Annotated in this window: 13 protein-coding genes, 1 tRNA gene and 1 other RNA gene; 12 read left to right on the top strand and 3 right to left on the bottom strand. The window is 51.5% G+C overall.

Translation table 11 applies throughout. The features are described from left to right. Window positions 1–55 precede the first annotated feature (55 nt). From rfbD to rnpB, 3 genes are all read left to right on the top strand, one after another. Window positions 56–970, top strand: a complete 915-nt coding sequence (gene rfbD / locus BUA93_RS03260) for a dTDP-4-dehydrorhamnose reductase (protein WP_072977414.1) — start codon at window positions 56–58, stop codon at window positions 968–970. Between the two features lies 1 nt (window position 971). Then, window positions 972–1,112 (top strand): hypothetical protein, encoded by a 141-nt coding sequence (locus tag BUA93_RS16150; RefSeq protein WP_158212913.1) that lies wholly within the window; start codon window positions 972–974, stop codon window positions 1,110–1,112. Window positions 1,113–1,153: 41 nt separating this feature from the next. Beyond that, window positions 1,154–1,535, top strand: an RNA gene (gene rnpB / locus BUA93_RS03255) — RNase P RNA component class A. 283 nt (window positions 1,536–1,818) lie between these two features. Here rnpB and BUA93_RS03250 read toward each other — a convergent pair. Further along, window positions 1,819–3,318, bottom strand: coding sequence for a hypothetical protein (locus tag BUA93_RS03250; RefSeq protein WP_072977413.1), 1,500 nt, complete (start codon window positions 3,316–3,318; stop codon window positions 1,819–1,821). A gap of 164 nt (window positions 3,319–3,482) precedes the next feature. Here BUA93_RS03250 and BUA93_RS03245 point away from each other — a divergent pair, with 164 nt between their 5' ends. Next, on the top strand, window positions 3,483–3,788 hold the full coding sequence (locus BUA93_RS03245; RefSeq protein WP_139257735.1) for a hypothetical protein: 306 nt from the start codon (window positions 3,483–3,485) through the stop codon (window positions 3,786–3,788). A 103-nt stretch (window positions 3,789–3,891) separates the two neighbouring features. Here the strand turns inward: BUA93_RS03245 and BUA93_RS03240 are convergent. Both BUA93_RS03240 and BUA93_RS03235 read right to left on the bottom strand, forming a co-directional pair. After that, window positions 3,892–3,964, bottom strand: a tRNA-Ala gene (locus BUA93_RS03240). Between the two features lie 208 nt (window positions 3,965–4,172). Next, window positions 4,173–4,718 (bottom strand): peptidylprolyl isomerase, encoded by a 546-nt coding sequence (locus BUA93_RS03235; RefSeq protein ID WP_072977409.1) that lies wholly within the window; start codon window positions 4,716–4,718, stop codon window positions 4,173–4,175. Between the two features lie 243 nt (window positions 4,719–4,961). Between BUA93_RS03235 and pyrR the strand changes: the two genes are divergently transcribed. The 8 genes from pyrR to BUA93_RS03195 all read left to right on the top strand — a co-directional run bounded on the left by pyrR (window position 4,962) and on the right by BUA93_RS03195 (window position 13,097). After that, window positions 4,962–5,522: a bifunctional pyr operon transcriptional regulator/uracil phosphoribosyltransferase PyrR gene (pyrR, locus tag BUA93_RS03230; RefSeq protein WP_072977407.1), complete on the top strand. Its 561-nt coding sequence runs from the start codon at window positions 4,962–4,964 to the stop codon at window positions 5,520–5,522. A gap of 1 nt (window position 5,523) precedes the next feature. After that, window positions 5,524–6,462 carry an aspartate carbamoyltransferase catalytic subunit gene (locus BUA93_RS03225; protein WP_072977406.1) on the top strand — a complete coding sequence of 313 codons (939 nt, stop codon included), beginning with the start codon at window positions 5,524–5,526 and terminating at the stop codon, window positions 6,460–6,462. After that, on the top strand, window positions 6,449–7,729 hold the full coding sequence (locus BUA93_RS03220; RefSeq protein WP_072977404.1) for an amidohydrolase family protein: 1,281 nt from the start codon (window positions 6,449–6,451) through the stop codon (window positions 7,727–7,729). Before BUA93_RS03225 ends, BUA93_RS03220 begins: the two co-directional genes overlap by 14 nt. 66 nt (window positions 7,730–7,795) lie before the next feature. Continuing rightward, the gene (locus BUA93_RS03215) at window positions 7,796–8,818 is read left to right on the top strand and encodes a PilZ domain-containing protein (protein WP_072977402.1); all 1,023 of its coding nucleotides are present in this window, start codon (window positions 7,796–7,798) and stop codon (window positions 8,816–8,818) included. A gap of 98 nt (window positions 8,819–8,916) precedes the next feature. Further along, window positions 8,917–10,062: a pilus assembly protein PilM gene (pilM, locus tag BUA93_RS03210; protein ID WP_072977400.1), complete on the top strand. Its 1,146-nt coding sequence runs from the start codon at window positions 8,917–8,919 to the stop codon at window positions 10,060–10,062. After that, window positions 10,062–10,685: a PilN domain-containing protein gene (locus tag BUA93_RS03205; protein ID WP_072977398.1), complete on the top strand. Its 624-nt coding sequence runs from the start codon at window positions 10,062–10,064 to the stop codon at window positions 10,683–10,685. Before pilM ends, BUA93_RS03205 begins: the two co-directional genes overlap by 1 nt. Continuing rightward, the gene (locus tag BUA93_RS03200) at window positions 10,678–11,277 is read left to right on the top strand and encodes a type IV pilus inner membrane component PilO (protein ID WP_072977396.1); all 600 of its coding nucleotides are present in this window, start codon (window positions 10,678–10,680) and stop codon (window positions 11,275–11,277) included. The genes BUA93_RS03205 and BUA93_RS03200 overlap by 8 nt, the downstream gene beginning before the upstream one ends. Next, window positions 11,274–13,097, top strand: coding sequence for a hypothetical protein (locus BUA93_RS03195; RefSeq protein ID WP_254793827.1), 1,824 nt, complete (start codon window positions 11,274–11,276; stop codon window positions 13,095–13,097). Before BUA93_RS03200 ends, BUA93_RS03195 begins: the two co-directional genes overlap by 4 nt.

Raw genomic sequence — 13,097 nt, 5'->3', positions numbered from 1 at the left:
TACTTTGCGGAATCTCATAATGCCGATTAGCTATATTTCTCTTTGAGGTAAAAAAATGAAATTTTTTGTGACGGGTGTAGGTGGCCAGCTGGGTCACGACGTAATGAACGAACTTGCGAAGCGCGGACATACGGGCGTTGGCTCCGACATGGCGCCAGCTTACAGCGGGGTAGCCGACGGTTCCGCCGTGACGACGATGCCCTATGTGCAGCTCGACATTACCGACAGCGCCGCAGTTGACAATGTGCTTTCTGAAATCAAGCCCGATGCCGTGATTCACTGTGCCGCGTGGACGGCGGTGGACATGGCCGAAGACGATGCCAATGTGGCGAAGGTTCGCGCAGTAAATGCCGGCGGTACGCAGAATATTGCCGATGCCTGCCATCACTTGGGTTGTAAGATGACCTACATTAGTACGGATTACGTGTTTGATGGTCAGGGAACGGAACCGTGGAAACCCGACTGCAAGGATTACAAGCCTCTGAATGTCTACGGTCAGACTAAGCTCGAAGGCGAACTTGCGGTCGCCAACACGCTTGAGAAGTATTTTATCGTGAGAATCGCCTGGGTGTTCGGCCTGAATGGCAAGAATTTTATCAAGACGATGTTGAATGTGGGGAAAACTCACGATACCGTGCGCGTGGTGAATGACCAGATTGGTACGCCCACATATACGCTGGACCTTTCACGCTTGCTCATCGATATGAACGAAACGGAAAAGTACGGCTACTACCATGCCACCAACGAAGGCGGGTACATCAGCTGGTACGACTTTACCTGTGAAATCTACAAACAGGCGGGCCTCTCCACGAAGGTGTTGCCGGTAACTACCGCCGAATATGGCTTGAGCAAGGCGGCGCGCCCGTTCAACAGCCGTCTCGACAAGAGTAAGCTCGTTGAAGCTGGTTTCAAGCCTCTTCCGACATGGCAAGATGCCTTGGCCCGTTACCTCAAGGAAATCGGAGAATAATATGGCCGAAAAAGAAACGTACCGCGAAGTCATGCCGGGGGAGCTCCCGTGTGAAGTTCCTGAATGCGACGGCGTGATGGTTGTCGACCCGGATAACAGCTACAAGCTCACCTGCGACAAGTGTGGGCATATCAAGGAATAGTTCTCCCTTTTATTTTTAGGGGTAATTTCCTATATTTGACTTTGGGGTGGCGGATGGCCGCCGGCAGCAATGCTGGAGGAAAGTCCGGGCACCGCAGGGCAGGATGCTGGATAACGTCCAGGCGTGGAAACACGACAGAAAGTGCAACAGAAAGTAAACCGCCTCGTAGGGTTTCGGCTCTGCGCGGTAAGGGTGAAATGGCGAGGTAAGAGCTCACCGCGCTCTTGGTGACAGGAGTGGCACGGTAAACCTCATCCGGTGCAAGACCAAGCAGAATTCCGTTCACGCAAGTGAACCTGGAGCGGCCCGCGCCAGCTGGAATTCGGGTAGGTTGCTTGAGGCGGTCGGTAACGATTCGTCCAGAGAGATGGTCATCGCCTTCGCGAGAAGGAACAAAACCCGGCTTACAACCGCCCCTTATCTGAATGCCTCCGCTAACAGCGGAGGCATTCTCCGACTAGGGAAGGCTTCGCCCTCCCTAACACCCCCCTTTCCCAAATGCAACAAGCCTCCTCTATTAGAGGAAGCCTTCTCCTTATAAGACCGCTCGCGCCCAAATAACTAAGTTCGTCCCCGAAGCGCTCGCTACCACCTAAAGGTGGCCATGCCCACATAAGTGCTAAAGCACTAAGTGGTCAAAGGTCGCCATCACGGCTCGCTTGCGCAGAGCCGCTTATGGCTCACCAAATTTTTTAAGGGGTGTGGGTTAGAAATCCAGGTCGGCCCCGAGTCCGATTCCGTGGCTTGTGCGTTTGTAGGTGTTGCTGCCGTAGGCTTCCTTTTCTTTCCAGTCGTCGTAAATGGAATGGAAGTAGGCAACGTTAATCTTGATCCAGTCGGTGGCTCGGAAAGCGAGTCCGCAGCCGAGGGTCACGTTATCCATGATAAAGCTCATGTCGCTCATGTATTCGTCATCCAGGTGGTATTGCGAAATCTGGAAGCCTCCGCTGATAGTCAAACGCGTTAAGATGTCTGCTTCGACGCCACCCAAGAATTCGTCGGTACCTTCGGCGTGCTTTTCCTGATCGCCCGGCAAATCGGCATACCAGTCGAACCAGTGTCCGTAACCGGCGCTGATGCGGAAGTTGTCGAAGAGGGCGTAAGTCAATCCCATATAGATTGATGCAGGAATGTCGCTGTGTGACTTGACTCCATCGTCGTAAGCAGCGAGGCCGACTTCGTTTTTCTTTGTGTCGTTTTTCATTTCGATCGAGGTGTTGTACTCTAATTTGATACCGGCAGTCAGGTCCTTGTATTTAAAGGAAATGCCGGCGAGCGGGGTGATGCCCCATCCGGTCTGTTCCACGTCAAGTTCCTTGTCGGAAACCTGTTCTGCGACGGCTTCGAAAGTCTTGGACTTGATGGTGTATTCCTTGGCGGATTCCTTCAGCTCGTTTGCCTTGGCTGTATATTGGGCTGCTGTAGCCTTGTCACCCGCGGCTTCATATTGCTTGGCTGCGGCTGCTGCTTTTTGGGCGCCTTCGGCGGCCTGTTCGGCATAGCTTGCCAAGGTTTCGGAGAGCTGGTTGAAGGTGACCGCCGCCTTGACCATTTCTCCGTCAAGACCGAGCTGCGCATTTTTGGGGTTGACCTGTACGTTCTGGAGTTTGCCTTCGTAATGGTTGATGGCGTAGCTGAACTTGGCGCCTAGATAGGCGGAGAACATCTCGTTGATGCGGTATGCGGCGCCGAGACCGAAACCGAAGACGTACGAGGTTCCTTTGAGCGACAGGTCGGCACTGTAGTCGGTGGTTGTAAGTCCGTTCTTGGTTAAAAGCCCCGGAATCTGCGCCACGGCGGTTTCGAAAGAGGGAATGCCTTTTTTGTAGTCGAGTTTTCCGCCTCCGCCTACGATTCCGAAATAGCCTGAAATGGCGAGATCGCCGCGGTGCCATGTAGCAAGCAGGCTTGGCATTGCAGGAATTTGTGCCTTGCCTTCGAATTTCTTTTCTTCGTCGAAAAGTGGAGATTCTGTATAGATGGTGCGTGTCTGCCAGAATGCCTGGGAGTTCAGGGATACGTGCCATCCGTCTTCCATGAATGCGGTTCCCGCCGGGTTAAAAATAGGCGCATCGTTGTCGGTGGTGGCGTACCGCATGACGTGTCGCTGGTAGGCGATGGACTGGTTGGTGTTGGTGTTCAGGCCGCCGGCAAAAATAGAAACCGCGGCTGCTCCCGTAATAATTGCGATGATTTGGGCTTTCATGGAGAATCCTAATTTTGGATGGAGCAAAATTAGAAACGTCTTTTGAAAAATCATAGTTACATTTTTGCGCTGTTATTGTTACCGTAGCGGAGCTGCTACAGATTTGTAATTTGAATCGGAGCTTATTTTTTTATATTTAAGAACCCCAACCTAGAGGAATTCCCTTGAAACTGCAAAAATTGAACACGCTGATTTTACGCATAGGAGTCGTTATCGGAGTCATTGCGATGCTGATGGGAACCATCCTTACGGTGGCCGTTTGGAACGAAGGCTATTTTGTTGGTGCAATGATGATGATCGTGACGGGGGCGATAAGCATTTTTCTCGGGTTCAAGGAACTGTTGCAACCGTCCGACCATGAGTTTCACTGGTTGCCTCTTTTCTACAAGATTGTGCGCCGCTCCTTTTTCTTCTTGAATGCGGTGCTTATCGGGCTCGTCATTTTGACGGTCGCTCCGATGTTGGAATAAAATTTCCGGAAAAAGAATAAATTTCGAGAATGTGTTGCATTCAGAATTTCAAATGCTGTTGTAAATGAAAAAAAAGCCGCTTGATTATCAAGCGGTTTTTCAGTGGAGCTAAGGAGAGTCGAACTCCTGACCTCCTGCATGCCATGCAGGCGCTCTACCAACTGAGCTATAACCCCGAGGGCTGGCCCAAATATAGAATGTTTGGTTCGCCTTGTCAAGGGTGGATATGAAAAAAAATGAATTTTTTTTTCGACAGTGGTTAGTAAACAGTGATTAGGCCTTTAGGCCGTAAACAGGAAAGGATTTAGTTGTTCGCAAGTAGGGACGTAAAAGAAACGTTCTTATTGCATTCCTAACCACTAACCACTGCCTACTGTTTACTTCTTAAGCCTTCTCGATCGTCACGGATTCGATGATCACGTCTTCAAACGGTGCGTCGCGGCGGTCGGTCTTGACACCTGCGATTTCGTCGAGGACTTCGAAGCCTTCGTAGAGCTGGCCGAATACGGAGTAACCGTCAGCGGGGCCGGGGCCCACCTGGTCGTGGTCCAAGAAATGCACATTGTCGCCGTGGACAATGAAGAACTGGCTGCCAATGCTGTGCGGCATGGCGGTCTTTGCCCAGCTAAGAGCGCCGCGCATGTGGGTGAGGCGGGAATCGTACTTGTCGCCGATCGTGGTGCCCGGACCCTTGGCAGAGTGTCCGCCGGTACCGTTACGGTTTGTGAAGTCGCCGCCCTGGATCATAAAGTCCTTGATAATGCGGTGGAACGGGGCGCCGTCATACTTGCCCTGCTTGGCGAGTTCAATAAAGTTCGTGGCACATTCGCCGACGAGTTCTTCAAAAAGGCGCAGCTTCATGGTGCCGTGGTTGGTCTTCATGATGGCGATGGTTTCGCCTGCTTCGGGTTTACCCAGCTGATTGAACATGGAATCTCCTATAGGTGTGAGGTATGAGCTCGCTACGCTTTGAGCTGCGAGTTTGAAAGGAATAGTCTCTAGCAAAAAGCGTAATATGTTGTTTTCCTTATATATATAAAAAATAGGGGTGTTTTACAACTTTTTCAAGAAAAAAGTCAAGAAAAAAACTAATTTCTAGCAGAAAAACTCAAAACGAGCGGCGCGAGTGACCTCGAACCTCAGAGGGCGCTTTGCGACCGACCTGATACCTATATGAAAGACAACTGTAAAAAAATCAGAGAGCTTCTGTCTGCTCAGGCGATGGAATTCGCCCTCGACGAAATGGCGGCAAAGCTTGCCAAGATGCATCCGACTGCCGACGACATGGTGGTGCTCGGCATGGCAAGTCGCGGAATCCCTCTCGCTAAAAAGATTTGCGAGCGCTTAAGTCAAAAGTTTAACAAGACGGTCCCGATGGGGAGCATTGATGCAACCTTCTACCGTGACGACTTCCACTACCGCAAGCATGTGGGTTCCACCGAGATGCGCATTACCGAAATGCCTGCATCGGTCGAAGGCAAGACGGTGATTCTCGTGGACGATGTGCTTTATACGGGCCGCTCGGTGCGAGCCGCCATGCAGGCGATTCTAGACCTCGGGCGCCCGGCGGCAATCCGCCTTTGTGTGCTGGTGGACCGCGGTCACCGCGAACTTCCGATTGCACCCGATTGCGTAGGTCTTACGGTTGAAACCGCACAGGACCAGGAAGTCCGCGTGCAGATTGAACCGATCGATAAAGAAAATTCCGTTTATCTCGTAGAGGTGGAGGCCTAAGATGGGCGCATTGCAGATCAAGCATTTGTTCGGACTTCAGGGGGTATCCAAGTCCGATATTCGTACTATTTTGGATAACGCAAAGCAGTTCCGCGAAATTCTCGAACGCCCGGTCAAGAAGGTACCGAGCCTTAGGGGCATGACGGTCGTGAACCTGTTTTTCGAAAACAGCACCCGCACGCGCACCAGTTTTGAACTTGCCGAAAAGCGACTCTCCGCCGATACGGTGAACTTCGCAAGCTCTAACTCCAGCGTCAAGAAGGGTGAAACGCTCGTCGATACGCTTAGGAACATCGAAGCCATGAAGATTGACATCATGGTCGTCCGTCACAAGGGGACGGGCGTGCCGAAGTTCCTTGCGGACAACAGCAATGCCATTATCGTGAACGCTGGCGACGGTGCCCATGAACACCCGACGCAGGCACTCCTTGACATGCTGACGATCGAAGAAAAGCTCGGAACGCTCGAAGGCAAGAACGTGACCATCATTGGCGATATCCGCCACAGCCGCGTGGCCCGCAGTAACCTCTGGGGAATGTCCACGATGGGTGCCCATGTGACACTCTGCGGACCGTCTACCCTGGTGCCGCGCAATACCGACCTCATGAACCACGTGACGTGGGAACCGGATGTGAAGAAGGCTGTCGCAAATGCTGATGCCATTATTGCACTCCGTTTGCAGAAGGAACGCATGGACGACGCACTGCTTCCGAGCATGCGCGAATACCGCAATACATTCGGCATTACCGAAGAACTCCTGGAATGTGCCAAGGACAAGGTTATCATCATGCATCCGGGGCCAATCAACCGCGGCGTGGAACTCGATTCCGACATCGCCGATGGCGAACATTCTGTAATTCTTGATCAGGTGACCAACGGCGTTGCTGTCCGTATGGCCGTTCTCTTCCTTTTGGCAGGAGGCCGCAATGAAAACTCGTAAGCCTAGTTATGAACATTATGCGAATGTTGTCTTGAAAAACGCGAAGTTCTGGAACGGTAAGTCCTTTGAACTGCGTGATGAAGTCCGTCTGACGGGTTCCTCTAGCAACAGCGACTCTCTTGAATATGACTGCAATGGCGCGCTTGTTTTGCCTGCGCTCTTTGCTCTTGGCGTTGACTTTATGGAACCGCTTCGCGACGATGTCTATACCTATGTGGATGGTGTGGATGCTATGCGCAGGGGCGGTTTTTATGGAGCCATATACGAAAGTGCCGCCAACCCGATTGATGATGTCGATAAGTTGACCGCTGCCGATAACCGTAGACCCTGCGATTTTAATGAAGGTCCTGGTGGTACGGCTTATGATATGCGTTTCCTCGGTGCCTACAGCAAGGGCTTTGGTACAGATAGCCTTGCCGAAATGATGGAGCTTGCTTCGGGAGTTGTTGGCTTCGGCGATGGTAATGCCGCTATTCCACATTCCCGTTTCCTCCGCCTTGCCATGGAATACGGTAAGATGACGGGCAAGCGCTTCTTCTTCCAGCCGATGGACAGGACGCTTCGCCACAGCGGATGCGTTCACGAAGGCGCCTATTCCGATATGCTCGGCATGAAGGGCATTCCTCGCATCGCCGAGACGATTGCCGCCTACACGGTGCTTGAAACGGCTCGCTTCCTGCAGGTGCCTGTCCACTTTAAGCAGGTGACTTGCGGCGAGACTCTGGACTTGATTCGTAACGCCCGCAAGCAGGGAATGGATGTGACCTGCGATGTTGGACTCTATCATTTGCTGCTCGACGATTCCTGCCTTGAAACGCTTGACTCGGCATATCACATTATGCCGCCGATTCGCTCCGCGGGAGACCGCGAAGCTCTGTGGAAGGGAATCGAAGACGGTACGGTGAATGCCATCAGCATGAACCATACGCCGGTGCTCCGTCAGGACAAAGTGGTGAACTTTGAAGATTCCGTACCGGGAGCCCTTTCGCTAGAAATCGCGCTGCCTGCCATCTGGAAAAAGCTGAGCGAACGCGTGGGCGATGCTCGTGCCATCGAGCTTCTCTCGACGGCTCCCGCTCGCTTGGCAAATGCAGTCCGTGGCGAAAATCATGCTGCCGCTGTGGTCGTGCTTGCTGCAGATAAACCGCACGTAGTCGTCGAAAGCGACTTCGCGGGCCATGTCTGCAATTCTCCGCTCCTCGGCAAGGAACTCCCGTCGTCGATTCTTGCAACCTACATCAACGGAGTCTGGACTAAGTTAAATTAAGATTTCGGAATTCGGAATTCCAACGATTCTGAATTCCTAATTCTGAACTCCGAATTCTGAATTAGTATGATTGATCCTCTTCAGCTTGTCTGGTTTGCCTTTATCGCCTGCATGTGTCTCGCGCTGCTGGTGCTGATTGAAATACATCGCATCAACTATCGTCGCGAGAACGAGGTTATGTTTGGCACAAAGGTCTTTGACGAACAGACCGCGGCAATCGGTTTTACGGACAGTGAAAAAGAGACTTTGGACAAAATAATCAGAGCGTCGTCCTTTGAAAATAAGGATGCCATCTTGAATTCGTCAGGTCTTTTTGAACAGGCTGTTTCGACTTATTACGACAAGCATGATGTGTTTGACGATAAAGAAGAAATGCTTAAAACGCTTGCTGCTGTAGAACGGCTTCGCGTCAAGCTGAATTTCACGGCGTCAAATCCGCTGTCGGAAGTCTTTTCGACAAGGCAGTTCAATGTGGGAGATCGTGTTGATCTGTTGCTCGAAAACGGACTCCGTGTCAAGTTTTCCGAAATCATGGCTCGTACCGAAAGGGATTGGACAATCTCGTTCGATACGAGCGACGGTTCGTCGTTCTCCTTGGTCAATAAGGAAATCAAGGTCCGCTGTACTAGGCCAGACGACGCCATTTACACGACGGTCTTGCCGGTCCGTTACGCGGAAGCGGGGCATTTGGTGCTCTTGCACTCTTCGAACCTCGATAAGCGTCAGTTGCGTCGCTGGGTCCGTAAACAGGTCGCTTTCACGGTAACGGCCGTCTTTGATGACGGATCCAACATCGGAGGGACTCTCCTGGATCTTTCCGCAGGCGGTATTATGGTCGGGCTTCCCAGGGATTGCTATCCAGGACAGCATTTGCGAATCCAGTTTGAACTGCCGAGTTTTGGCGACGAAGACGTTGAAATTGAGATTTTGCGCAATTTAGGACGAAAAAACAAGGATTATCCTCATTATAACTGTTTTACGGCATCGTTCCGCGGAGCCTTCGGCTGGACCCAGGAAAGGGTCCTTCAGTATCTGTTTGAGGTCAATAAGGCCGAAAAAGAGTCCCATAAATGGGCAAAAGAGGGCTAACTACTTCATTTTCAATGACTTAGATGAATTTTCCGCTTGACATTCGTCTATTATAAAGGTAGAATTAGTAAGGAAATGTTTTACAATCGGAGTTTACTTTGGCTTTAGGATTGATTTCAAAAATCCGCGGCATGCGCGAGACGGTCGGTATTGATGTTGGTCATTACAGCATCAAGTACGTCAAGGTCTTGCACGGGGCCAGCGGGAACAAGATTGTGGTCGACGCGGACCTGGAACGAGTGCCTGATGGTTCTATCGTCAATGGCGAAATCCAGGTGCGTGAGGGCGATGCTCCTACTAACGAGAATGGTCAGCGCGAAAAAGACGGCGCGGAACTCTTGAGCGATGCCTTGAACAAATTGTTGCTCCGCCATCCGATTGATGACTCTTGCGATGTTGTGGCTTCTGTGAATTGTGGTGCCGGCGCCGGAGGCGTTCTGGTCGACAAAATCTCCGTGAAGGTTCCCAAGAACGGTAACGAGGCGGCGATTATTCTTCAGACCGCCCAGTCCCGTCCGCCCTTCGATGACCAGGACAACGTGATTGACTACGAAATTTCATCCCGCGAGAACGATGAACTCAAGGTGAACGTGGTGGCCGCCAAAAGTGCCCTGCTTGATTCCTGGGCTCAGTTCTTCAACCGCCGGGGAGTCAAACTGGCTGCGCTGGATGTCGATATTTTTGGAATGTTGAATGCTTACGTGGCTACCATGGAAGACAAGGATCGCGATCAGACCGTGGCCTTGTTCAACGTGGGCGAAAAGAAGATGAGTGTTGCCTTTGTGCAGGACGGTGTTTTCCATTCGATGCGTGCCATGGCGGGTGGTTCGCTGGACATGGTGGTCAGCAAGACCTGTATGAACCTGGGTATTGATTCCGAAAAATGCCATGAAATTCTGAGTAAGGGCGATCTGTCGGTGGTGGACGGATTTTCCGAAGCCGAAGTGGAAGCCGCGCTTAGACTGGCATACGAGGACCTGATGGCCCAGATCGACATCGGTATCCGCTATTTCTCTTCCTCGGAAGACTCTAAGCCGCTCAACAAGATACTGCTGGGTGGTGGTGGTGCCGCCGCTCCCGGTCTGAAGGACTTTATCGAGGAACGTTCCGGAATCGAAACCGATACTGTGAATCCGTTTAGGCTTGTTCCCTGTGATTCCAAGGTGTTCGGTGAAGGTGGTATTTCTATTGCGCTGTCTAACATCTATGCCCCTGCATTGGGTCTCGCGATGAGGAAGTTCTAATGGCGTCTAATAAAAAAGAACCTGTTAAGAATGCCTTGGCGATATCCATCAACCTGCTTCCGCCGGAGTTCCGCAAGAAGCAGAAGGATTTTACCTGGGTAACGGACCGTCGTATCATTTGGCCGACCGTGGCGGCTGTTGTCGCTATTGTTGCCGTGCTGATGTTGCAGACATTTATCGCCGAGACAATCGGCAGCTTGAGCAGCGAATTGAGCCGTGTCCAAGAAGAAGTGGAACGCGAACGTCCGCTGCTTTCCAAGATCAGTGATTTAGAACAAAAGAAGGGCGTCGTGACGACCAAGATCAACGCGCTCAAGTCAATCCAGGTGAGCAAGAAGCGTTGGGTTGTTTTGTTCGAAAACATTTCCTCGGTGCTGCCGCCGAATATGTGGATTACCAGTATCAACCAGCTGGGTGAATTCGACATGGAAATGCGCGGTGTCACGCTGGACTTCCCCGAGGTTGCCGAGTACATGGTTAAACTCGAAAAGCAGGTGAGCGTCCAGTCTGTTTCTCTCGTCACCATATCTACGACAAAGATCGATGGCGACGAAGCCTACAACTTCACCATCAAGATTGTCCTGCGTCAGGACCTCAATGCTGGGGAGGGTGATAATGGGTAAGATAGATCTTAAAGACAAACGCAACGTATACGCCATTGCGATTAGCCTGTTGATTATGGTGGCGGCGCATCTGGTGTATAACTACATGTGGGATCCGTATGTCTACCAGAGGGAATCTCTTGAAAGAGATCTGGAATCCGCTCAGACAGAACTGAACAAGATCAATGCCAAGAAACATGACCTTGCTCGTCTTGAAATGGAGCTGGTGCAGGCCGAAAAGGATTTCGAGGAACTGAAGAACATGTTCCCCGAAGACGAAAAGGTTCCCCTCCGCTTGCAGGATCTCTATGCGGTAATCCGCAGCACGGGTGTGCTTATCCAGAAGTTCAATCCCGAAGGTCAGGCTGAAAAGGAACACTACAAGGAAAACCGCTATTCCATTGCGGTTAACTCCGGTTACCATGAGTTGGGAAACTTGTTTGCCGCTATAGCGAACTTTAAGTATCCGACCTCTATTTCTAATCTGAGGTTGAGCCGTTATTCGGGTATTGCCGCAGAACTTCAGAAAGCGGAAACCCATGGTTGGACACCGATTACCATGTCGGCAACGTTCAACTTGACCACTTACACTTCCAAGAAGGTGGGTAAATGATGAAGTGCAAGTCCCTCCTTTTACTGATGTCGCTTGCGGTCGCTTCGTACTCCGCACAAATTAAGGATGTGCGCTTTGTCTGTGATGCATCGGGATGCCAGACGGTATTTGCCTTTGCATCCGATAAGGATTTGCCGTCGTTCTATCAAAAGTTCAATGCGTCTGCCAAAAAGCTGACGGTCGGTTTCTCGGGAACCTCTTTCGCCCTTGGTGAAGGCGACTTTGATGTAGATGCCGATTCCAAGTTCATCAAGTCTGTTCGTGTCGTTAAGGATACTTACAAGGGGACTGCCTTCCTTAAGTTCGAAATGACGGTGGGCTCCTCGATAACGACGGACAAGAACGAGATTGGTCTGGACAGGTCCAATTTCTTGATCAAGTTCAAGAACAAGGGCGGTAAGTCCTGGACGCTTTCCAAGCTTTTTGCCGATCGCAAGAAACAGGCGGACAAGCTCGCTCTCGAAGAGAAAAAGGCCGCCGAGCAAAAGGCTATCGAAGATAAGAAGGCTGCTGAAAAGGCCGCTCTCGAAGAAAAGAAGCGCCTAGCCGCCGAGAAGAAGGCTGCCGAGAAGAAGGCTCTTGAAGAAAAGAAGGTCGCTGAAAAGGCCGCTCTCGAAGAGAAAAAGCGCCTAGCCGAAGAAAAGAAAGCTGCCGAAAAGGCTGCCCGCGAACAGGAAAAGCTTTTGGCGGAACAGCAGAAGCAGCTGGACAAGGCTATCAACGAAGGCGGAAAGATTTCCGCCCTGCTCCCGAACCTGAAGGAAATGACGGTTCTGATGGGCTCCGGTATGGAACAGTTCCGCCTGGTGGCCGAGAGCCCGATTGATATTCGCAACGTCTCTGGCCCCGACAAGAACAATACCCTTACGGTTGGTCTTGCCGGTCCTCAGAGGTCCCCGCTGTTCAGGATTGGTTCGGGTTCCCTGGTGAAGTCTGTTACCTGGGGTGCGAACGGTCTTAAGATACAGTTGAAGACTGCTGTGAAGCCGGTGATGCTGGTTCAGGACGGCGTGTTGGTCTTGCAGGTTGCAGAAGATGCCATTAACAAGGATGGCCTGATTTCGTGGTGTGCCCGTCCGGATGGAATCTTTATCCGCGATTGGATGAGGGCTGTCGAAGAAAAACCCGACTTTGACGTGTTCGTCAAGCGTCTGGAAAAGGAAAGCAAGAAGATTATTTCGGGTTCGCAGACTTTCCACTTGCGCCCGGTGTTGCGTGAGCTCATCGTGGTGGCCGATGAAATCGAATTCTATGCCGCACCCAATGAAAATTCTCAGGTCCTGCAGCGTCTGGTATTCGGCGACCGCCTGGTTAGCCTTGACCTTACGGGACTTTACCGCAAGGTGCAATACGGCAACCGTGTGGGTTACGTGAACCGTCGTTCCGTGGGATTCTATGACGAACTGACCTCGGTGCAGGCGGAACGCCTGAAGCAGGTCGACCTGGATCGTGGAACGAACCTCGCTGTCAATGCGGGGGCCATAACGAGCCAGCTGGATGGACTTTACGAAGACAAGGTGACCTACAGCTCCTTCGGTCGTCGCGATCCGTTTGTCGAAGTCAAGGGACTTGTTGAAGAAGGTATCAACATCAACCAGGTCGAACTGGTCGGTATCATTTGGGAATCCGATGTGCCGATGGCAATTCTGGTCGATACGAAGAATCCGTCGATTTCCTACACTCTTAAGGAAGACGACAAGATTCTTAATGGAAAGGTCTTAAAAATTACTCAAACTGACGTCCTCTTCCTGATTCAGGAATTCGGGGTGAGCCGTCGCTACACCATGGGTCTTCCCGATAAATTTGGGGGTCAAAAGTGA

The organism is Fibrobacter sp. UWH4 (assembly GCF_900142475.1).
In the GTDB taxonomy this organism is placed as follows: domain Bacteria; phylum Fibrobacterota; class Fibrobacteria; order Fibrobacterales; family Fibrobacteraceae; genus Fibrobacter.
The sequence above is the reverse complement of the archived record's forward strand: the minus strand, read 5'-3'. Positions and strand labels throughout refer to the sequence as shown.